At 71.0% G+C, this 20,395-nt stretch carries 18 protein-coding genes; 10 read left to right on the forward strand and 8 right to left on the reverse strand.

The window, feature by feature from the left end; genetic code table 11:
- Nucleotides 1-97: 97 nt before the first annotated feature.
- The 4 genes from OG406_RS23505 to OG406_RS23520 all read left to right on the forward strand — a co-directional run bounded on the left by OG406_RS23505 (nt 98) and on the right by OG406_RS23520 (nt 7,116).
- Nucleotides 98-1,903 (forward strand): ABC-F family ATP-binding cassette domain-containing protein, encoded by a 1,806-nt coding sequence (locus OG406_RS23505; RefSeq protein ID WP_164374008.1) that lies wholly within the window; start codon nt 98-100, stop codon nt 1,901-1,903.
- Between the two features lie 356 nt (nt 1,904-2,259).
- Entirely contained in the window at nt 2,260-4,131 is a 1,872-nt protein-coding gene (locus OG406_RS23510) for an outer membrane protein assembly factor BamB family protein (protein ID WP_329187604.1), read from the forward strand.
- 79 nt (nt 4,132-4,210) lie between these two features.
- Nucleotides 4,211-6,157 (forward strand): outer membrane protein assembly factor BamB family protein, encoded by a 1,947-nt coding sequence (locus OG406_RS23515; RefSeq protein ID WP_329187605.1) that lies wholly within the window; start codon nt 4,211-4,213, stop codon nt 6,155-6,157.
- A 248-nt stretch (nt 6,158-6,405) separates the two neighbouring features.
- Entirely contained in the window at nt 6,406-7,116 is a 711-nt protein-coding gene (locus tag OG406_RS23520; protein ID WP_164374005.1) for a helix-turn-helix transcriptional regulator, read from the forward strand.
- A 71-nt stretch (nt 7,117-7,187) separates the two neighbouring features.
- On the opposite strand, the gene OG406_RS23525 is transcribed toward OG406_RS23520, so the two are convergent.
- From OG406_RS23525 to OG406_RS23540, 4 genes are all read right to left on the reverse strand, one after another.
- The gene (locus OG406_RS23525) at nt 7,188-8,084 is read right to left on the reverse strand and encodes an NAD(P)-dependent oxidoreductase (RefSeq protein WP_327409617.1); all 897 of its coding nucleotides are present in this window, start codon (nt 8,082-8,084) and stop codon (nt 7,188-7,190) included.
- A 55-nt stretch (nt 8,085-8,139) separates the two neighbouring features.
- Nucleotides 8,140-9,426: a M48 family metallopeptidase gene (locus tag OG406_RS23530; RefSeq protein WP_329187606.1), complete on the reverse strand. Its 1,287-nt coding sequence runs from the start codon at nt 9,424-9,426 to the stop codon at nt 8,140-8,142.
- Between the two features lie 207 nt (nt 9,427-9,633).
- Nucleotides 9,634-9,951, reverse strand: coding sequence for a hypothetical protein (locus OG406_RS23535; protein ID WP_081217741.1), 318 nt, complete (start codon nt 9,949-9,951; stop codon nt 9,634-9,636).
- Nucleotides 9,952-9,988: 37 nt separating this feature from the next.
- A complete protein-coding gene (locus OG406_RS23540; protein WP_266848002.1) occupies nt 9,989-11,686 on the reverse strand; it encodes a sodium:solute symporter family protein in 1,698 nt (565 codons plus the stop codon).
- Between the two features lie 179 nt (nt 11,687-11,865).
- On the opposite strand from OG406_RS23540, the gene galT reads away from it, so the two are divergent.
- From galT to galK, 3 genes are read left to right on the forward strand one after another with little or no spacing between them, the layout of a single operon-like run.
- Nucleotides 11,866-12,954, forward strand: coding sequence for a galactose-1-phosphate uridylyltransferase (gene galT / locus OG406_RS23545; RefSeq protein ID WP_329187609.1), 1,089 nt, complete (start codon nt 11,866-11,868; stop codon nt 12,952-12,954).
- On the forward strand, nt 12,951-13,916 hold the full coding sequence (gene galE / locus OG406_RS23550; protein ID WP_267051042.1) for a UDP-glucose 4-epimerase GalE: 966 nt from the start codon (nt 12,951-12,953) through the stop codon (nt 13,914-13,916). Before galT ends, galE begins: the two co-directional genes overlap by 4 nt.
- Before the next feature lie 12 nt (nt 13,917-13,928).
- Nucleotides 13,929-15,071 carry a galactokinase gene (gene galK / locus OG406_RS23555; RefSeq protein ID WP_329187611.1) on the forward strand — a complete coding sequence of 381 codons (1,143 nt, stop codon included), beginning with the start codon at nt 13,929-13,931 and terminating at the stop codon, nt 15,069-15,071.
- A 46-nt stretch (nt 15,072-15,117) separates the two neighbouring features.
- On the opposite strand, the gene OG406_RS23560 is transcribed toward galK, so the two are convergent.
- Complete coding sequence (locus OG406_RS23560) at nt 15,118-15,591, reverse strand: GNAT family N-acetyltransferase (RefSeq protein WP_267051040.1); 474 nt, start codon at nt 15,589-15,591, stop codon at nt 15,118-15,120.
- 255 nt (nt 15,592-15,846) lie between these two features.
- Between OG406_RS23560 and OG406_RS23565 the strand changes: the two genes are divergently transcribed.
- A complete protein-coding gene (locus OG406_RS23565; RefSeq protein WP_081217736.1) occupies nt 15,847-16,614 on the forward strand; it encodes a LuxR C-terminal-related transcriptional regulator in 768 nt (255 codons plus the stop codon).
- Here the strand turns inward: OG406_RS23565 and OG406_RS23570 are convergent.
- Nucleotides 16,573-17,070, reverse strand: a complete 498-nt coding sequence (locus OG406_RS23570) for a MarR family winged helix-turn-helix transcriptional regulator (RefSeq protein ID WP_164373996.1) — start codon at nt 17,068-17,070, stop codon at nt 16,573-16,575. The genes OG406_RS23565 and OG406_RS23570 overlap by 42 nt on opposite strands.
- A gap of 160 nt (nt 17,071-17,230) precedes the next feature.
- On the opposite strand from OG406_RS23570, the gene OG406_RS23575 reads away from it, so the two are divergent.
- Nucleotides 17,231-18,043, forward strand: coding sequence for a trans-aconitate 2-methyltransferase (locus OG406_RS23575; RefSeq protein ID WP_164373995.1), 813 nt, complete (start codon nt 17,231-17,233; stop codon nt 18,041-18,043).
- On the forward strand, nt 18,043-18,474 hold the full coding sequence (locus OG406_RS23580) for a VOC family protein (RefSeq protein ID WP_329187615.1): 432 nt from the start codon (nt 18,043-18,045) through the stop codon (nt 18,472-18,474). The genes OG406_RS23575 and OG406_RS23580 overlap by 1 nt, the downstream gene beginning before the upstream one ends.
- On the opposite strand, the gene OG406_RS23585 is transcribed toward OG406_RS23580, so the two are convergent.
- Both OG406_RS23585 and OG406_RS23590 read right to left on the reverse strand, forming a co-directional pair.
- Nucleotides 18,471-19,151, reverse strand: coding sequence for a TetR/AcrR family transcriptional regulator (locus OG406_RS23585; protein WP_164373993.1), 681 nt, complete (start codon nt 19,149-19,151; stop codon nt 18,471-18,473). The two genes, OG406_RS23580 and OG406_RS23585, sit on opposite strands and share 4 nt — an antisense overlap.
- Nucleotides 19,148-20,161, reverse strand: coding sequence for an acyl-CoA desaturase (locus OG406_RS23590; RefSeq protein WP_081217731.1), 1,014 nt, complete (start codon nt 20,159-20,161; stop codon nt 19,148-19,150). The genes OG406_RS23585 and OG406_RS23590 overlap by 4 nt, the downstream gene beginning before the upstream one ends.
- Nucleotides 20,162-20,395: the final 234 nt, after the last annotated feature.

The raw sequence follows: 20,395 nt of genomic DNA on the forward strand, positions 1-20,395 counted from the left end.
GAACGGGCAGGGAAGGGCGAGGGGGAGCGCGCGGGAGGGGACGCCCGGCTCGCGGACTACCCTTGAGGGTCGATCGTCCCCCTTGTTCAGGAGAGAAATGGCCGTCAACCTGGTCAATGTCGAGTCCGTCAGCAAGGTGTACGGCACCCGTGCGCTGCTCGACGGGGTCTCCCTCGGCGTCAGCGAGGGGGACCGCATCGGCGTGGTCGGCCGGAACGGCGACGGCAAGACCACCCTGATCCGCATGATCGCCAAGCTGGAGGAGGCGGATACCGGTCGGGTCACCCACTCCGGGGGCCTGCACACCGGCGTCCTCACCCAGCACGACTCGCTCGACCCCACCGCCACCGTCCGCCACGAGGTCATCCGCGACATGGCGGACCACGAGTGGGCGGGCAACGCCAAGATCAGGGACGTGCTGACGGGTCTCTTCGGCGGCCTCGACCTGCCCGGCTTCCCGCAGGGCCTCGACACCGTGATCGGCCCGCTCTCGGGTGGCGAGCGGCGCCGCATCGCACTCGCCAAGCTCCTCATCGAGGAGCAGGACCTGATCATCCTCGACGAGCCCACCAACCACCTGGACGTCGAGGGCATCGCCTGGCTCGCCCAGCACCTGCGCGAGCGCCGTTCCGCGCTCGTCTGCGTGACCCACGACCGGTGGTTCCTCGACCAGGTCTGCACCCGCATGTGGGACGTGCAGAAGGGCGCGGTCTACGAGTACGAGGGCGGCTACTCGGACTACGTGTTCGCCCGGGCCGAGCGGGAGCGCATCGCCGCGACCGAGGAGGTCAAGCGGCAGAACCTGGTCCGCAAGGAACTGGCGTGGCTGCGGCGCGGCGCCCCCGCCCGCACGTCCAAGCCCCGCTTCCGCGTCGAGGCCGCCAACGAGCTGATCGCCGACGTGCCGCCGCCCCGCGACAAGAGCGAGCTGATGCGCTTCGCCGGTACGCGGCTCGGCAAGACCGTCTTCGAGCTGGAGGACGTCACCGTGCAGGCCGGGCCCAAGGTGCTGCTCAAGCACCTGACCTGGCAGCTCGGCCCGGGCGACCGGGTCGGCCTCGTCGGCGTGAACGGCGCGGGCAAGACGTCCCTGCTGCGCGCCCTGGCCGACGCCGCCCGCAGCGGCGGCGAACAGCAGCCCGCCGCCGGCCGGATCGTCACCGGCAAGACGGTGAAGCTCGCCTACCTCTCCCAGGAGGTCGCCGAACTCGACCCCACCTGGCGGGTCCTCCAGGCCGTCCAGTCGGTCCGCGACCGCGTCGACCTCGGCACCGGGCGTGAACTGACCGCCGGGCAGCTGTGCGAGACGTTCGGCTTCAACAAGGAGAAGCAGTGGACGCCGGTCGGCGACCTCAGCGGTGGTGAGCGCCGTCGGCTCCAGCTGCTGCGTCTGCTGATGGACGAGCCGAACGTCCTCTTCCTCGACGAGCCCACGAACGACCTCGACATCGAGACCCTCACGCAGCTGGAGGACCTCCTCGACGGCTGGCCCGGCTCCATGATCGTGATCTCCCACGACCGCTTCTTCGTCGAGCGCACCACCGACAACGTGTTCGCGCTCCTCGGGGACGGCACGCTGCGCATGCTGCCGCGCGGGATCGACGAGTACCTGGAGCGGCGCCGGAAGATGGAGGAGGTGGCCGCGGCCGCCGTCCTCGCCGCCGCCCCCGCCCCCGTCAAGTCGGCCTCCGCGGCCGACGCGCGGGCCGCGAAGAAGGAACTCCAGAAGATCGAGCGGCAGCTGGACAAGATGTCCGAGAAGGAGACCAAGCTGCACGCGCAGATCGCCGACAACGCCACGGACTTCGGGAAGGTCGCCCAACTCGACGCCGAGCTGCGCGAGTTGACCGGCGAGCGCGAGGAGCTGGAGATGCGCTGGCTGGAACTGGCCGAGGACGCGTGACTCCCGGGGGCGCCCGCCCGGCGTGATCCTCGGGCGCGCACGGCTCACCGGGACGGCGTACGCCTCCCGGTGGGCGCCCCCGTGTTGAGGGGCGCGCCCCTCCCCGTCGCCGGGGAGGAACCGCCTCACCGGCGGAGAAGATCCCCCGCGCTTCCGGCGTGAAGGCCCCGTGAAGACGCGTAACGACGGCATCACAGCCCGGTTCTCCCTTGGGAACAGGGCGCGCACCGGCCCCCTGCCCGCGCCCCCCGCAGTGATAGAAAGAGCCGTCTGAGAACAGTCTGAGAACCACCGGGTGTGGCGGAGATCCAGTGCCGCCGATGGGGCGCCACATCAGTGAAGAGGGGGAAGCGCTGATGAGTCAGCCGCCGAGTCAGCCGCCGCAGGGCGGGTTCGGAGCACCGCAGGACCAGCCGCCGCAGGGCGGTTCCGGCACACCGCAGGACCCGCGCTCACAGGGCGGCTTCGGCACACCGCAGCCTCCGCCCCAGCAGCCGCCGCAGACCCCGCCCGCGGGTCCGCCGCCGGCCGCGCCGCCCACCACGCCTCCGCCGCCGCAGGGCGCACCGCCGCCCCCGCAGCCCGGCTACGGCTACCCGCAGCAGCCGGGACCGTACGGACAGCCGCAGCAGCCCGGTCCGTACGGGCAGCCGCAGCAGCCGGGCCCGTACGCCCAGCCCGGGCCCTACGGCCAGCCCGGCCCGTACGGCTACCCGCAGCAGCAGCCGGGCTACGGCTACCCGCAGCAGCCCACGTACCCGGGCGGTCCCGGCACCCCGCCGCCCGGCGGTTCGAAGAACCCGTTCAAGGGCAGGCCCGGGCTCGTCATCGCGGCGGCCGTGGCCGGACTGCTCGTCGTCGGCGGCACCGTATGGGCCGTCACGAGCGGCGGTGACGACGGGAAGAAGCCCGTCGCCAAGGAGAGCCCGAGCGGGAGCCCGAAGGCGTCCGCGTCGGACGACCCGGTCAACCCCGGAGACGGCAGCGGCAACGGCGGCACGGACGACGAGAACCTGAACGCCGGCCGCAAGCCGGGCGAGGCGAAGGTGCTCTGGTACAAGTCCGCCCCGGACGCACCCGGTTCGGGTGCCGACGCGCCCGGCCTGTGGATCACCGGCAAGGCGGCGGTCAAGGCCGCGTACAAGCAGGTCTTCGCGTTCGACGTCGGCAACGGCAAGCCGGCCTGGGACGCGCTGACGTTCCCGCAGAAGATCTGCGCCGCCACCCCGCAGAAGACGTCCGACGACAAGGTCGTCATCGCGTACATGAGCGGCTCCACCAGCAGCGCCAAGTGCAACCAGCTCCAGCAGATCGACCTGAACACCGGTGCCAAGGGCTGGAGCGGGAAGGTCGCCGACGGCGGCCTGTTCGACAGCGCGCTCTCCGTCGAGCTGTCCATCACCGGCGACACCCTGACCGTCGGCCGCTCGATGTCCGGCACGGCGTACGACGTCTCCAGCGGCAAGAAGCTGTGGGACAAGGAGAAGTACGGTGCCAGTTGCTACCCGGCCGGGTTCGCCGGCGGCAGCAAGCTGCTCTCCGTCGCGTCCTGCGGCGCCGGCAGCGACACCGAGCACGACGAGGTCCAGGAACTGGACCCCGCCACCGGCCACGTGAAGTGGACGACGAAGATCGCCAAGGGCTGGAAGGTCCAGCGCGCCTACTCCGTCGACCCGGTCGTCCTCTACCTGACCAACGACGCGAAGAAGACCGTCAACGTCAGTGTCCTGAACGACAGCAACGGCAGCATCCGCGCGCAGCTCAAGAGCGACGACGGGTTCGCGCCCGAGTGCGGCTTCGCGATCCTCAGCCGCGACCTGACGGGCTGCTTCGGCGCCGTCGCCGACGCGACCACGCTGTACCTCCCGACCGACGAGAAGACCGGGGCCAACGAGGTCGTCGCGTTCGACCTGGCGACCGGCAAGGAGAAGTGGCGGGTCAAGTCCCCCGCGGACGCCACGATGATGCCGATGCGGACGGAGGGCGGCACCCTCGTCGCCTACGTCGAGGCGTCCTACGACGGCGGCGGACGCGTCGTGTCCGTCCCGACGACCGGCAGCCACAAGCCCAGCACGCTCCTCCAGAACCCGCAGGGCACGGCGAACATCGAGAGCAGCTTCTTCTCGAAGGCCGTCGACTACGTGGACGGGCGGTTCTACATCTCCACCACCCGGCTGACGGGCAACGACGAGGCGAAGGAGAAGCTGATGCTGGCTTACGGCAAGTGACCGCAGCCCGCCTCCCCTTACCGCGCGATCCCCGCGCGCACCGGCCCGCCGCCCCTTCGTCCCCCGAGGTACCCACGCCATGAGCCAGCCGCCCCCGCCGCCCCCGAACCAGCCGCCGTCGGACCAGCCCCCGTCGGACCAGCCCGAGCCGAAGGAACCGCAGAAGGGCGGCTTCGGCGCGCCCCAGGACCCCCCGCCCGGCGGGTTCGGCGCCCCGCAGAGCCCCCCGCCCGGTGGCTTCGGCGCGCCGCAGAGCCCGCCCCCCGGTGGCTTCGGCGCCCCCACGCCGCCCCCGCCGCCCGCGCAGGGCCCCGGCTACGGCTACCCGCAAACCCCCCCGCCCCCGCAGACGGCACCGCCCGCGGCCCCGCCGCAGCAGCCCTACGGCTACCCGCAGACCCCGCCCCCGGCCCAGCCGGGCTACGGCTATCCCGGCCAGCCGCAGAGCCCGTACGGCGCACCCGGCCAGCCGCAGGCCCCGTACGGCGCGCCCGGTCCCTACGGCTACCCGCAGCAGCAGACCATGCCGATGCAGCCGCAGGCTCCCCAAGGGGGCTCCGGCGGCGGGAAGTTCAACGCCCAGATCGCCATCATCGTGGCGGCCGTGGTGGTCGTCGCGCTGATCATCGGCGGCGGCGTCTGGTACGCGAACTCCTCCGGCAAGAGCGACGACAAGAAGACCTCCGCCGACTCGGGCGGCGGCACCGGCGGCAAGGGCGGCGACGGCAAGGGCACCGGCGGCACCTCGTCCAACGGACAGGAGAAGGTGCCGGCGAGCACCGCCTCCACCCCGCTGTTCCAGATCCCCGCGCCCGCCATCCCCAAGGACGACACGAGCGTGACCACGGTCGGCTCCTGGCTCACCGACAAGGTGTACGCCAAGAGCGGTGTCGCCGAGATCAACGGCTACGACCCGGACTCCGGCGCCAAGACCTGGACGATCAAGCTCCCGGGCCCGGTCTGCCAGGCGAGCCGGCACACCACCGAATCCGACCGCACGGCGATCATCTACGAGCCCGCCATGCCCACCAAGGCGGAACCGTCGCACGGCTGCAGCCAGCTCGCCGCCATCGACCTCGACACCGGCAAGAAGCTCTGGACCCGGACGATCAAGTCCGGTGACCAGCCGATCAACCTCGACAACGTGACGGTCAGCGGCAACACGGTCGCCGCGGGCAGCACCAGCGGCGGCGGCGCGTTCGACATCTCCACCGCCAAGCCGCTCTGGGCCCCGAAGACCACCGACAGCTGCTACGACTCCGGTTACGGCGGCGGCTCGAAGCTCGTCGCGGTCCGCAAGTGCGGCGAGTACGGCAGCACGCGCCAGTTGCACATCCAGACCATCGACCCGAAGACCGGGAAGGTGATCTCCGAGTACAAGATGTCGCCGGGCATCGAGTACGCGAGCGTCGTCTCCACCGACCCGCTGGTCGTCGCGGCCGACGTCGGCGACTCCGCCGGGGACGGCAGCGGCATCTCGGACTTCTTCTCCATCGACAACAAGACCGGCACGCTGCGCACCAAGATCTCCGCGCCGGGCAAGACGTACGCGGCCCGCTGCGACGGCATCACCAGGATCGAGTACTGCTCCTCGCTCGCCGTCGGCAACGACAGGCTGTACATCCCGACCGAGGAGCACGACGGCTCCGGCGAGTACAGCCGGACCAACGAGATCGTCGCCTTCGACCTGGCCACCGGCAAGCAGACCGGCCAGCGCGCGGACGCCGGGGACGGCTACACCATCACCCCGCTGCGCATGGACGGCACCAACCTCCTCGCGTACAAGCGGCCGCCGTACGACAAGGGCGGGCAGATCGTCACGATCGACGGCACCTCGTTCAAGGCGACCAAGCTCCTGGAGAACCCGGCGGACCAGTCGGTGCGCGACGCGGAGTCCAGCATGCTCCCGGAGTACGCCGAGATCCTCTTCCACGACGGGCACCTGTACATGTCCCAGGTCTTCGCCGACAAGCCGTCGACGACGGGCACCAAGGACTACCTGGCGATCGCCTTCGGAACCAAGTAGCCCACGAAGCGGACCGTTTCGTTCGGTTCCTGTCGCGTTGGCGGCCCCGTCCCTGTTCAGGGGCGGGGCCGCACGCGTATCCGGCATCAATCCCCACGGCGAGAGAATTCGATATTCCGGGGCACTTCTCTCCGGTAGGGGAAGCGCAACGTCGAACAAGCGTGTAGCTTCCGGGGGATGGAGAGCCGGGGGGCTTCTCATCCACGGGGAACCAGTGGGGATGCTTGGGGGGACTGGGGGGTTGCCTGATGGGAGTGCGGCTCATGGTGGTCGATGACCACCGACTGCTGGCCGAGGCGCTGGCCTCGGCACTGAAGCTGCGCGGGCACCGGGTGCTCGCCGCGGCGGCGCCCGCCGCGGGGGCGGCGGAGCTGGTGATCACCCGGGCGCCCGAGGTCTGCCTGATCGGCACCGCGACGCCGGCCGAGCCCGGCATCTTCGACCCGGTCGTGCGGATCAAACGTGAGCGTCCCCAGGTGGCGGTCCTGGTGCTCGGTCCGGTCCCGAACCCGCGCGGTATCGCCGCCGCGTTCGCCGCCGGCGCCTCCGGTTACGTACGCCACGACGAGCGCATCGAAGGGGTCGAGCGCGCCATCATGAAGGCGCGGGCGGGCGAGGCGGCCGTCGCGCCGCAGCTGCTCCAGGGGGCCTTCAGCGAACTGCTCAACCCGGCGGCCCAGCCCGACGACGAGGGCCAGCGGCTGCTCCAGATGCTCACGCCCCGGGAGGTGGAGGTCCTCGTGCGGGTCGCGGACGGGGAGGACACCCGGCTCATCGCGGCCGGCATGGGCATCGCGCCCTCCACGGCCCGCACCCACGTCCAGCGGGTGCTGATGAAACTGGGCGTCGGCTCCCGTCTGGAGGCCGCGGCGCTCGCGGCCCGCACGGGACTGCTCGACCGCGCGGGCCCGATCCCGGCGCCGGCGGCACCGCACCCTTCGGAGACCGAGCCCCTCTGACGTCGCCCGGGCGCCTCGGTGCCCCGGCCGCTGAGATCGTTCGGCCGGGGGCCTTCCCGGTGCCACCGGCCTTACGGGGCCGGGGGCTTGTCCTCGTCGAAGCTGGCGAAGTACGCGGCGGCCATGTCCTCGTCCCCGTGGCCCTGGGCCGCGGCGCGGGCGAAGCGTTCGGCGGCGGCCTCGGCGACATCGAGCCGGACGCCGTTCTGCCTCCCGGCCGTGACGATCAGCCGGGCGTCCTTCTCGGCGGTCGTGACGGCGAACGCGGCGGGGGAGAGCCGCTCCTCCAGGACGAGGCCGGCCTTGGCGTGCAGATAGCCCATGTCGAGCGGTCCGCCGGCGATGAGGCCGAAGAAGTCCTGCGGGTCGACCCCGAGCCCCTTCGCCAGCGCGAGGGCCTCGCCGGTCGCGGCGGTGGCCGCCAGGACCCAGCTGTTGGCGACGAGCTTGAGCCGGGTGGCGCTGCCCGCCGCTCCGTCCTCGCCGGTCCACACGGTCCGCGAGCCGACCGCGTCGAAGACCGGCGTCACCGCGTCCCGCGCGGCCATCGGGCCCGCGGCCAGCACGGTCAGCTGTCCGGCCTCCGCGGGGGCGCGTGTCCCGAGGACCGGCGCGTCGAAGAAGGCGAGCCCGTGCGCGCGGGCGAAGCCGGCGAGTTCCGCGACGGCGTCGATCCCGGCGGTCGTGGACTGCGCCCAGACGGCCCCGTCGCGCAGCCCGGGCGCCGCCTGCCGCATCGTGTCGAGGGTGGCGGGCCCGTCGTACAGCATGGTCAGGACGACATCGGCGCCCCGCACGGCCTCCTCGGGCGACGCCGCGACGTACGCGCCGTCGGCGGCCAGCGGTTCGGCCTTGGCGGCGGTACGGTTCCAGACCCGGACGGTGTGCCCGGCCCGGGCGATGTTCCGGGCCATCGCGGCCCCCATGATCCCGGTACCGAGGACGCTGACGGTGAGTGTGTCGTTCATGGGGTCAGCCTTCCCGCTGGGCACGATTCATGCGCGACGCCCCGCCCTTCGACGGTCAGCCGCCGTAGCCGTCCAGCAGGATCCGCCGGGCCACCGTCCTGCGGACGCCCGCGAGCTCCGCCGCGATGCGTCCCTCACGGCCGGCGTCGGAGACGACCGCGGGCGGTACGGGCGGTGCGAGGAGCAGCGCGGTCTGGCGCAGATGGGTCGGCGGGTGGGTGGAGTCGACGCTGTGCCCCCGCCGGATGCCGGCCCGGCGCTGGCGCTCGCGTTCGTGTTCCGGGACGGACCTCAGGTCGGTGGCGAGACGCTCCCACAGCCCGTCGATCCGCTCGTCGTCGTGCCGGGATCCGCCCCGTCCGCGCAGCGCGGAACCGTTGGCCTCGCGCATCAGCGTGACCTCGGCCGACTCGGAGACGAGCAGCCGGTCGAGGACCCCCACCGCTGCCTCGGTCGACCCGGCGCGGGCGGCCAGCCGGTCGGCGAGGTACTCGCAGCGCTGGGTGGCGCGCAGGGTCAGCAGATCGAGGAGGAGCAGCAGCCCGGTCAGGAGCCAACGCGGCACGGTGAAGAACGCGTTGACGACCACCTCGAGCAGGGTGGGCTCCCGGTAGGGGTGGAAGAAGTACAGCCAGGTGTTCAGCGACCGGTAGGCGGCCCCGACGACCCGCCCGTGGCGTGTGTCGCCGTTGCTGTAGTGGCCCAGTTCGTGACCGAGCAGGGCGATCCGCTGCTGGGGCGTGAGGATCTCCCACAGGGGCAGCCCCAGGACGAGCAGGCGGCGGTTCCGGATCCCGTAGGTCCCGACGCTCGCGTTCACCCTGTCGTCGACGGCGATCGTGTCGACTCCGCGGGTGCCGACGACGGTGGCCACCTCGTCGACGAGGGCGAACAGCTCCGGTGCGTCGGCGCGGTGCAGCACGAGCGCGTCCTCGGCCAGGCGCGGCAGCCGGGGTCTGATCGACCATGCGAGGCCGAGCAGCAGCAGACCCGGCACCATGCCGAAGCCGCCCCACCCCCGGATCAGGAAACCGAGGCCGGCCACGACGACGGCCACGGTCAGGGCGTGGATGGCGAGGGCGAGCGCGTAGGTGAGCACCGAGGCGGTGTCGCGCCGGGCGCGCAGGGCCCCGCCCGCGGTCAGTTCGGCCAGCAGTCGCTCGCTGTGGCGTCGGGTCCGGTGGCGCCGGGCCCGCGCGAGCCGGCCCGGCTTCTCCTCGGGCGGCGTGGGGTCGACGTTCCAGTCGCAGGCGGCGCACCACGCGCTGAACCTGCTGTGGACGCGGATCTCGCTCCCGCAGTCCGGGCATCCCCGGACCGATTCCTCCGTGGTGGTGTGCATCGTGGACTCTCCCCTGCCCCCACGGCCCCTCCCCAGAGGCCGCCTGTACATGACACAGCGAAGCTGATCACACGGGTGTCACCGCGTAAAGCGCCTGGTCCGGGCAGAGTTGGGGTTCCTGCCGGGCCGGGCGCCTCGCCGGTACATGCCTCGGGGCCGGGTTCCCGTGGGAACTCCGGCCCCGGGCAGCGGGGTTGAGCGGTGGAGCTACTCCTTCGGACCGGTGGTGTCGTCGGCCGGGATGTCCGGGACCGGGGCCGCCAGGGGGCGGAGCCAGAGCCAGCCCACGAAGAACAGGCCGAGGATCAGCATGCCGAGGCCGGTCCACAGGTTGATGTTGACGCCGACCGCCTTGTCGATGTCGGCGTCGGAGGCCGTGATGCCGGCGATCGTGAGGATGATGCCGTAGAGGACGAACAGGCCGCCGATGATGAGGCGGATGTCGAACAGGCGAGCGGCGGTCGTGGACTCCTTCTGAAGTTCCGTGACCTCGCGCTGGACGTCGCGTTCGGGATTGTCGGACATGGTTTCTTGATTCTCCCTCGTCGGAAGTCGGAACTCGTCAGAGCGAGAACGGGATGTAGCAGGCGGCCGCCAGGATCACGGCACCCCAGCCGAGCAGCGCCGGCCTGCGGTACCAGGCGTCGTCACCGGCGGCCGGCGGCTCGGCCATGCCGGGCGAGCGGGTGCCGTAGACCAGCCCCTCCAGCTCCTCGGCCGGCTTCGGGGCGGTGAACAGCGACACCGCGACCATGACCACGGCACCGGCGACGAAGCCGGCGATCGCGGAGACGAAGTTGGCGCCCTGGTCGGAGGGGAAGCCGATGATGCCCTGCTTGTAGAAGACGAAGTAGTTCACCATCGCGGCCGTCGTACCGGCCAGCAGACCCCAGAAGCCCGACTTCACCGACGCGCGCTTCCAGAACATGCCGACGATGAAGACCACGAACATCGGCACGTTGAAGAAGGAGAAGAGCGTCTGGAGGTAGCTCATGATGTTGGAGAACGACGACGCCAGGAAGGCCGTGCCCATCGACGCCAGGACACCGATCACGGTGATCCCGCGGCCGAAGCGCACGTAGTACGCGTCCTCGCGGTCCTTGACCACGTACCGCGCCCAGATATCGGTCGTGAACACGGTGTTGAAGGACGAGACGTTGGCCGCCATGCCCGCCATGAACGCGGCCAGCAGACCGGTCACGGCGATGCCGAGGACACCGTTCGGCAGCAACTCCTGCATCAGGTACGGGATCGCGTCGTTGTACTGCAGATTCCCCTTCATCCCGATCTTCGGGACCAGGACGGCCGCGACCAGGCCCGGGATCATCACCAGGAACACGATGAAGATCTTCGGGTAGGCCGCGATGAGCGGGGTGCGCTGCGCGGCGGAGAGGTTCTTCGCGGACAGCGCGCGCTGCACCTCCGCGAAGTTCGTCGTCCAGTAGCCGAAGGACAGCACGAAGCCGAGACCGAGCACGATGGTCAGCCAGTTGGCGCCGAGCGGGTTGGCGCTGCCGATGCCGGTGCCGCCCCAGGCCGTCGTGAAGTTGTGGCCGTGCGACGCGTCGAGGGAGTCCGTCAGACCGTCCCAGCCGCCGACCCGCTTCAGGCCGAGCGCGGCGATCGGGATCAGCGCCGCCAGGATCACGAAGAACTGGAGGACCTCGTTGTAGATCGCGGAGGACAGCCCGCCGAGGGTGATGTAGGCGAGCACGAAGAAGCCGGCGACGACGATCGCCACCCACTGCGGCCAGCCGAGGAGCGCCTCGACGACGATCGCGAGCGAGTACAGGTTGACGCCGGCGATGAGGATCGCGGCGAAGGCGAACAGGATCGAACTCAGCAGGTGCGCGTACTTGTCGAAGCGCAGGAAGAGGAACTCCGGCACCGAGCGGACCTTGGAGCCGTAGTAGAACGGCATCATCACCAGGCCCAGGAAGACCATCGCCGGGATGGCGCCGATCCAGTACCAGTGCACGGTGTAGACGCCGTACTGGGCGCTGTTGGCCGCCATGCCGAGGATCTCGGTGGCCCCGAGGTTCGCCGAGATGAACGCGAGGCCGGTGATCCAGGCCGGGAGCGAGCGCCCGGAGAGGAAGAAGTCGAGGCTCGTCTTGACGGAGCTACGGGCCGCGAAGCCGATGCCGAGGACGACCACGAAGTAGATGCCGAGGATCGTGTAGTCGAGTGCGTTCGTGGGGAGCCGCAGCTCGGCGGCCAGCACGCTGCCCGATGGTGGGAGATATGTGGGGGACTGCATCAGAACTCGCTTCGTCGCGTGAACGTATCGGACCGGAACCTACGCCGCCGCTTCTAATAAATGAACACTTCCGATGGTGTCCTTTGTTTGATTGTGATGTTGACGGCGCTGGTGCCTTGTGGTTTGTTATGTTCGGTTATGTTTGAAGGTTTGAGCGGGTGTGGATGGGGAGTCCGACAGTGAAGAAGACCTCGACCCGGCTGGCCGACGGTCGTGAGCTCATCTACTACGACGCACGGGACGACCAGGTCCGCGACGCGGTGGACCGGCGTCCGCTCGACCCGACCGTCACCACCTCCGAGGTGCGCCGCGACCCGCTGCTCGGGGACGCCGTCGCGATCGCCTCGCACCGCCAGGGCCGCACCTATCACCCGCCGGCCGACGAGTGCCCGCTGTGCCCGTCCTCGGGCGACCGGCTGAGTGAGATCCCCGACTCCTCGTACGACGTCGTGGTCTTCGAGAACCGTTTCCCCTCGCTGGCCGGCGACGCGGGCCGCTGCGAGGTCGTCTGCTTCACCTCCGACCACGACGCGTCCTTCGCCGATCTGACGGAGCGGCAGGCGGCACTCGTGCTGGAGGCGTGGACGGACCGCACGGCCGAGCTGTCGCATCTGCCCTCCGTGGAACAGGTCTTCTGCTTCGAGAACCGGGGCGCCGAGATCGGCGTGACACTCGGTCACCCTCACGGGCAGATCTACGGCTACCCCTTCACCACGCCGCGTACCGCCCTGATGTTGCGGTCGCTCGCGGCCCACAAGGAGGCGACCGGCGGCGAGAACCTGTTCGACGAGGTCGTCGCGAAGGAAGTGGCGGACGGTTCACGCGTCGTCCTGTCGAGTGACCACTGGGTCGCCTTCGTGCCCTACGCCGCCCACTGGCCCTACGAGGTCCACCTCTACCCCCGCCGCCGCGTCCCCGACCTGCTCGGCCTCGACGAGGAGGCGCGCACAGAGTTCCCCCAGGTCTATCTGGAACTCTTGAGGCGCTTCGACCGGATCTTCGACGGCCTGGACGGTGCGAAGGACGGGACGAGCGGGTCCCCGACGCCGTACATCGCGGCCTGGCACCAGGCCCCCTTCGGCCCGCTCGACGAGTTCGAGGGCGTCAACCGCGACGACTTCGCACTCCACCTCGAGCTTTTCACCATTCGCCGCACTTCCGGCAAGCTGAAGTTCCTCGCGGGTTCCGAGTCCGGCATGAGCGTGTTCATCAACGACGTGCCGCCGGAGACCGCGGCTCAGCGACTGCGAGAGGTAGCGAGTTCATGAGTGGGAAGTACCTGGTCACCGGTGGAGCCGGCTATGTGGGCAGCGTGGTCGCCCGCCACCTGCTGGAAGCGGGCCACGAGGTCACCGTCCTCGACAACCTCTCGACGGGATTCCGCGAGGGCGTCCCCGCCGGCGCCGCCTTCGTCGAGGGCGACATCCGCGACGCCGCCAAGTGGCTGGACTCCTCGTACGACGCCGTCCTGCACTTCGCCGCGTTCTCCCAGGTCGGCGAGTCCGTGGTGAAGCCCGAGAAGTACTGGGACAACAACGTCGGCGGCACCATGGCGCTGCTCGCCGCGATGCGCGACGCCGGCGTGCGCCGACTCGTCTTCTCCTCCACCGCCGCGACCTACGGCGAGCCGGAGACCACCCCCATCGTCGAGTCCGCCCCGACCCGCCCGACCAACCCCTACGGCGCCTCCAAGCTCGCCGTCGACCACATGATCACCGGCGAGGCCGCCGCCCACGGACTGGCCGCGGTCTCCCTGCGGTACTTCAACGTGGCCGGCGCCTACGGCGACAGCGGCGAGCGGCACGACCCCGAGTCGCACCTCATCCCGCTCGTCCTCCAGGTCGCCCAGGGCCGCCGCGACGCCATCTCCGTCTACGGCGACGACTACCCGACCCCGGACGGCACCTGCATCCGCGACTACATCCACGTCGCGGACCTCGCCGAGGCGCACCTGCTCGCGGTCGCCGCCGCCGCGCCCGGCGAGCACCTGATCTGCAACCTCGGCAACGGCAACGGCTTCTCCGTCCGCGAGGTCGTCGAGACCGTGCGCCAGGTGACCGGACACCCGATCCCCGAGGTCGTGGCACCGCGCCGCGGCGGCGACCCGGCGGTGCTCGTCGCCTCCGCGGACACCGCCCGCGAGCGGCTCGGCTGGAACCCGTCCCGCGCGGATCTCGCGGGCATCGTCGCGGACGCGTGGGAGTTCGCACAGAACGTAGCGAAGGGATAGCAGGTGGAGCAGGTGGGGGTACGTGAGGGCTTCGAGGAGCTGTACGGTGCCGCGCCCGAGGGCGTCTGGGCGGCACCGGGCCGCGTCAACCTGATCGGCGAGTACACGGACTTCAACGAGGGGTTCGTGATGCCGCTCGCGCTGCCGCACACGGCGGTCGCGGCGGTCTCCCGCCGCTCCGACGGGGTGCTGCGGCTCGACTCGGCGGACATCGACGGGCCCGTCGTCGAGCTGCGGGTCGACGAACTCGTGCCCCGCTCGGACACCGGCTGGGCCGCGTACCCGGCGGGCGTCGTGTGGGCGCTGCGCGAGGCCGGCCACCCGGTCGGCGGCGCGGACATCCACCTCGCCTCCACGGTCCCCACCGGCGCCGGCCTGTCCTCCTCGGCCGCCCTGGAGGTCGTCACGGCCGTCGCCCTCGACGAGCTGTACGGCCTCGGCCTGACCCGCCCCGAACTGGCCCGTGTCGCGCAGCGCGCCGAGAACGACTTCGTCGGCGTGCCGTGCGGGGTCATGGACCAGACCGCGTCGGCGTGCTGCACCGAGGGCCACGCCCTGCACCTCGACTGCCGGGACCTGTCGATCCGCCAGGTCCCCTTCGACCTCGCCGCCCAGGGGCTCGAACTCCTCGTCGTCGACACCCGCGTCAAGCACGCGCTGGGCGACGGGGCGTACGCCGAGCGCCGGGAGGGATGCGAGGAGGGGGCCCGTCAGCTGGGCGTCTCCCATCTGCGGGACGTTCCCTTCGACGGGCTCGACGCGGCACTCGCGCGGCTCTCCGACGAGCGGGTGCGCCGCTATGTCCGGCACGTCGTCTCCGACGACCACCGGGTGGAGCGGGTCATCACGCTGCTCGACGCCGGTGATGTCCGCGCCATCGGGCTCGTCCTGACGGACGGTCACCACTCGCTCCGCGACGACCTGCGGATCTCCTGCCCCGAACTGGATCTCGCCGTCTCGGCGGCCAACTCGGCGGGGGCGCTCGGGGCGCGGATGACCGGGGGCGGTTTCGGGGGGTCCGCGATCGTGCTGCTCGAATCCACCGACGTGGACTCCGTCAGCAAGGCGATCGCGGAGGCGTTCCTGTCCGCGGGCTTCACCGCCCCGCGCATCTTCCCGGCCGTTCCCTCGGCGGGGGCCCGGCGGATCGGCTGAACCCCCGTCCCGTACCCGGGGACTCCGCCCCCGGACCCCCGGCTCCTCAATCGCCGGAGGGGCCGAACCCCTTCCAGCGCTTCGTCAACGTGTACTCCGTGATTCCCGGGGGGTAGTCGGGGATCACGGAGACCACCTCGTAGCCCTGTTTGCGGTAGAAGTCGGGGGCCTGGAAGTCCCAGGTCTCCAGGCGGGCCGCGACGCAGCCGCGCCGCGCCGCCGCCCGTTCGGCGTCGGCGAGGAGCCGGCTGCCGAGACCGGTGCCGCGATGGCGGCCGTCGACCCACAGGTAGGTGACGTGGAGCCAGGTCGTCCACGTGTGCCCCACCAGCCCGCCGGCCAGGTCACCCGCGTCGTCCAGGGCCCACAGCTGGAGCGGACGCTGACGCTCGCCCGGGGTCCCGCGCAGCGCGCGCAGCACCGGGGACGCCGCCGTGTTGGTCTCCAGCAGGCGCCGACGGAGCAGTTCCCGACGCTCTTTGTCGTCTCCTGTCTCGATACGAAACATACGGCTCACCATAAACGCGCTGGCCAACCAGTTCTGCAAATTGCCTTCCGCTCCCCGCCCCCGCCCGTACCCTGATGAGCAGTACCGGTGGGGGCCGGTGCTGATCAGGGGGCGAGACAGTCGGGTACGACGCCCGAAGTGGGGGTAGCACTTCCAGCACGGCGGCGGCCGTGCGGCTGCGGCACCCCGCTTCCGGGTCGCAAGCTGGCTCGGGAACACTTCGGGCGCCGTACCCGTACCGACCGTCCCCCGACAGTGGGGGTTTCAGTGGTTCGCATCCGAGTACTGGTCGTCGACGATCACCGCATCTTCGCCGAGTCGCTCGCCGCAGCTCTCGCGGCCGAGCCCGATGTCGACGTGTCCGCGGCAGGCAGCGGGCCCGCCGCGCTGCGCTGCCTGGAACGCGCCGCGGCCGAGGGGCGCCGTTTCGACGTGCTGCTCGTCGACGCCGATCTGGGCGGCAATCTGCCCGGCATGCGCCCGGCGGTACCCGTCCAGGAGAGCAACGAGGACGGCCTGGTGGACGGCATCTCGCTGGTCGCCGGCGTGCGCACCGGGCAGCCGGGCGTCCGCATGGTCGTCCTGGCCGAGAAGGACGACCCGCGCCGCGCCGCGCTCGCCCTGCAGGCCGGCGCCTCCGGCTGGGTCGCCAAGGACTGCTCGCTGTCGCGGCTGCTCACCGTCATACGGGGTGTCCTGCGGGACGAGACGCATCTGCCGCCCGCCCTGCTCACCGGGGTGCTGCGGGAGCTGACCGCCGCGCGCAAGCACCGCACCGAGAGCGAACGGCTCGTGGAGTCGCTGACGCCCCGTGAGCGCGAGGTGCTGCGCTGCATGGTGGCGGGGCTCGGCCGCAAGGCCGTGGCGGAGCGGCTGTTCCTCTCCCCGCACACCGTCCGCACCCATATGCAGAACGTGCTCGGGAAGCTCGGCGTGCACTCGACCCTCGCCGCCGTGGCCCTCGCCCGGCGCGCCGGGGTCGGACCCGTCGACCTAACCGGGGATGTTGTCGAACGGGGCGGTCAACTGGCGTAGCAGCCCGGCCAGTTCACCGCGCTGCCCGCGGCTCAGCTCCGCGAGGATCGCCCGCTCCTGTTCGAGCAGCCCGGCCAGCGCCTGGTCGGCGCGGTCGCGGCCCTCCTCGGTCAGCCGGACGAGCACGCCCCGGCGGTCGCTCGGGTCCGGGAGGCGCTCCACCAGGTCCTTCTTCGTCAGGCGGTCGATGCGGTTCGTCATCGTGCCCGACGTGACCAGCGTCTGGGTGAGGAGCTGTCCTGGGGAGAGCTGATACGGGGATCCCGCGCGCCGCAGCGCCGTCAGGACGTCGAACTCCCAGGGCTCCAGACTGTGCTCGGAGAACGCCAGCCGGCGGGCGCGGTCCAGGTGCCGGGCGAGCCTGCTCACCCGGCTCAGTACCTCCAGCGGTTCCACGTCGAGGTCCGGGCGCTCCCGGCGCCACGCAGCGACCAGCCGATCGACCTCGTCCTCCATGACGATCAGTGTAGTGGTTGTGTCGACATGAAGTCTCTTGATGTGGAGTCTCTTGACGTCGAGATACTTTGTGGGTGAGGCTGGACCGGCGGAACGACCGGCCCCGGGCAGCCCGTCCGGAGGCCCGCGACCGCTCCGCCGACCCGCGAGGAGACCGCCCATGGCAGCCACCCCCACCTGGGACCCCCACCAGTACCTGCGCCACGCCGCACACCGCGCCCGCCCCTTCGCCGACCTGCTCGCCCAGGTCACCGAGCTGCCCGCCGACCCCGCCCGCATCGCCGACCTCGGCTGCGGCCCCGGCAACGTCACCGTCCAGCTCGCCGAACGCTGGCCCACCGCCCACATCACCGGCTACGACAACTCCGCCGAGATGCTCGCCGAGGCCCAGGAGCACGCCGGACCCACCCCCGGCGGCGGCCGCCTCGACTTCACCCACGCCGACCTCACCGACTGGACACCCACCGAGACCTACGACCTCATCGCCTCCAACGCCGCCCTCCAATGGGTGCCAGGACACCTGGAAGCGCTCCCCGGCTGGCTCGACGCCCTCGCACCCGGCGGCACCCTCGCCGTCCAGATGCCCGACAACATCGACGCGCCCCTGCACGTCCTCATGCGCGACCTCGCCGGCTCCGCCCGCTGGAAGACCCGCCTCACGGGCGTCCTGCGCGCCACCGACTCCGTCCACGACCCGCTCGTCTACCTGGACCGCCTCGAAGCCCTCGGCTGCACCACCGACATCTGGCAGACCACCTACATGCAACTCCTGAACGGACCCGACGCCGTCCTCGACTGGGCCAAGGGCACCGGACTGCGGCCCCTCCTAACCACCCTCGCCGACGACCCCGAGGCCCGCGACAGCTTCCTCACCGCCTACCGCGACCTGCTGCGCGACGCCTACCCCGAGCAGTCCTACGGCACCGTCCTGCCGTTCCGCCGCCTCTTCGTCGTCGCCCGGAAGAAGAGCTGATGCTCACCGCCGTCGACCACGTCCAGCTGGCCGCCCCGCCCGGCTCCGAGGACCGGCTGCGCGCCTACTACGTCCACGCCCTCGGGATGACCGAGACACCCAAGCCGCCCACCCTCGCCGCCCGCGGCGGCTGCTGGTTCCGGGCCGGAGCCGTCCAGCTCCACCTCGGCGTCGACACCGGCTTCCGGCCCGCCAAGAAGGCCCACCCCGGACTCCGCGTCACCGGCATCGACGCCTACGCCGCACGGATCGCCGCCACCGGGGCCCCCGTCACCTGGGACGACGAACTGCCCGGCCACCGGCGCTTCTACTCCGAGGACCCCGTCGGCAACCGCCTCGAATTCCTCGAACCCCGCCCGGAAACCCTTCCGGGCGGGACCGCCACAGGGGAGCGGTCCCGCCCGGAAGAACACCCACAGATCCGGTCCTAGGCCTTGCGGTGCCCGATCAGCCGGGGCTTCGGCTCCAGACCGTCCAGACCGTGCCAGGCCAGATTCACCAGATGCGCCGCCACCTCCGCCTTGCGGGGCTTGCGGACGTCCAGCCACCACTGACCCGTCAACGCCACCATGCCCACCAGGGCCTGCGCGTACAGCGGAGCCAGCTTCGAATCGAAACCGCGACTCTTGAACTCGCGGCCCAGAATGTCCTCCACCTGAGTGGCGATGTCCGAGATCAGCGACGCGAACGAACCCGTCGACTGCGGGATCGGGGAGTCACGGACCAGGATCCGGAAACCGTCCGTGTACTCCTCGATGTAGTCCAGCAGCGCGAAAGCCGCCTGCTCGCACAACTCCCGCGGATGCCCCGCCGTCAGCGAACTCGTCACCATGTCCAGCAGCCGGCGCATCTCCCGGTCCACCACCACCGCGTAGAGGCCCTCCTTGCCGCCGAAGTGCTCGTACACCACCGGCTTGGACACCCCGGCCTTCGCCGCGATCTCCTCCACCGACGTGCCCTCGAACCCCTTCGCCGCGAACAAGGTGCGGCCGATCTCCAGCAACTGCTGACGACGCTCCGCGCCCGTCATCCGGGTACGGCGCGCACGCCGCGGCTTCTCGTTGCTGCCTGAGGTGCTGCTGGAGTCGGTCGCCACGCCGTCAATCATGCCGCTTCAGCGGATTCCGTCGTGCGCCGGGAGCCGTTCCCCTCGCCGCTCCGGCGGGAATCGAGCCGCGAGCGCGACGGCCACCGCACGTCGTACGCCCAGCCGAGCTGCTCGCACCAGCGGATGATCCGCGCCGACGAGTCGATCTGGCCACGGTCCACACCGTGCCGCGCCGACGTCGGGTCCGCATGGTGCAGGTTGTGCCAGGACTCACCGCACGACAGCACCGCCAGCCACCACACGTTCCCCGAACGGTCACGCGACTTGAACGGCCGCTTGCCCACCGCGTGACAGATCGAGTTGATCGACCACGTCACATGGTGCAGCAGCGCCACCCGCACCAAAGACCCCCAGAAGAACCCGGTGAACGCACCCCACCAGGACATCGTCACCAGACCGCCGATCAGCGCCGGCAACGCCAGCGACAACAGCGTCCAGAACAGGAACTGCCGCGAGATCGCCCGGATCACCGGGTCCTTCACCAGATCCGGCGCGTACTTCTCCTGCGGCGTCCGCTCCTCGTCGAACATCCAGCCGATGTGCGCCCACCACAGGCCCTTCAGCAGCGCCGGCACCGTCTCGCCGTACTTCCACGGCGAATGCGGGTCACCCTCCGCGTCCGAGAACTTGTGGTGCTTGCGATGGTCGGCCACCCAGCGCACCACCGGCCCCTCGACCGCCATCGAACCCGCGATCGCGATCGCGATCCGCAGCGGCTGCTTCGCCTTGAAGGAGCCATGCGTGAAGTAACGGTGGTAGCCGATCGTGACGCCGTGGCATCCCAGGTAGTAGAAGAACACCAGCAGGCCGAGATCCAGCCAGCTCACCCCCCACCCCCAGACCAGCGGCACCGCCGCGAGCAGCGCGACGAACGGAACGGCGATGAACAGAAGAAGAGTGAGCTGTTCGAGCGACCCCTTCCTCTCACCGCCCAGCGTCGCGGCCGGAAGCCGGTTGCCGTCGCCGTCCGCCCCCGGGGCGTCGTCGATCACATCGGAACTCGTGGTCATGGGCGTCCCCTGTGGGGTTCGAAGGAGAGGAAGGGCGGGGAAGAGAGTCCGGGTGCGGCCCCCATGGTTCACCCGTCGAACGACGGGAGACCCTACGGGTCCGTAACCTACGGCGTCGTAAGTATGTCAGCGCGTAGCCCGGCGGCAAGAGCCCGACAGCCTGCGCGTCCTGATGGACACCTATCCTTGGAGTCGGTCGGACAGCGCGGTCCGTTCTGATTTCTTCCCGGATGC

The organism is Streptomyces sp. NBC_01428 (assembly GCF_036231965.1).
Taxonomy (GTDB): Bacteria; Actinomycetota; Actinomycetes; order Streptomycetales; family Streptomycetaceae; genus Streptomyces.

Coding starts and splice junctions, on each gene's coding strand:
- OG406_RS23535 (WP_081217741.1), bottom strand. CDS start 9,951: ATGTCCGACAATCCCGAACGCGACGTCCAGCGCGAGGTCACGGAACTT.
- OG406_RS23515 (WP_329187605.1), top strand. CDS start 4,211: ATGAGCCAGCCGCCCCCGCCGCCCCCGAACCAGCCGCCGTCGGACCAG.
- OG406_RS23540 (WP_266848002.1), bottom strand. CDS start 11,686: ATGCAGTCCCCCACATATCTCCCACCATCGGGCAGCGTGCTGGCCGCC.
- OG406_RS23570 (WP_164373996.1), bottom strand. CDS start 17,070: ATGGAGGACGAGGTCGATCGGCTGGTCGCTGCGTGGCGCCGGGAGCGC.
- OG406_RS23575 (WP_164373995.1), top strand. CDS start 17,231: ATGGCAGCCACCCCCACCTGGGACCCCCACCAGTACCTGCGCCACGCC.
- OG406_RS23590 (WP_081217731.1), bottom strand. CDS start 20,161: ATGACCACGAGTTCCGATGTGATCGACGACGCCCCGGGGGCGGACGGC.
- OG406_RS23560 (WP_267051040.1), bottom strand. CDS start 15,591: ATGGTGAGCCGTATGTTTCGTATCGAGACAGGAGACGACAAAGAGCGT.
- OG406_RS23505 (WP_164374008.1), top strand. CDS start 98: ATGGCCGTCAACCTGGTCAATGTCGAGTCCGTCAGCAAGGTGTACGGC.
- OG406_RS23530 (WP_329187606.1), bottom strand. CDS start 9,426: ATGCACACCACCACGGAGGAATCGGTCCGGGGATGCCCGGACTGCGGG.
- OG406_RS23525 (WP_327409617.1), bottom strand. CDS start 8,084: ATGAACGACACACTCACCGTCAGCGTCCTCGGTACCGGGATCATGGGG.
- OG406_RS23520 (WP_164374005.1), top strand. CDS start 6,406: ATGGGAGTGCGGCTCATGGTGGTCGATGACCACCGACTGCTGGCCGAG.
- OG406_RS23580 (WP_329187615.1), top strand. CDS start 18,043: ATGCTCACCGCCGTCGACCACGTCCAGCTGGCCGCCCCGCCCGGCTCC.
- OG406_RS23585 (WP_164373993.1), bottom strand. CDS start 19,151: ATGATTGACGGCGTGGCGACCGACTCCAGCAGCACCTCAGGCAGCAAC.
- galE (WP_267051042.1), top strand. CDS start 12,951: ATGAGTGGGAAGTACCTGGTCACCGGTGGAGCCGGCTATGTGGGCAGC.
- OG406_RS23510 (WP_329187604.1), top strand. CDS start 2,260: ATGAGTCAGCCGCCGAGTCAGCCGCCGCAGGGCGGGTTCGGAGCACCG.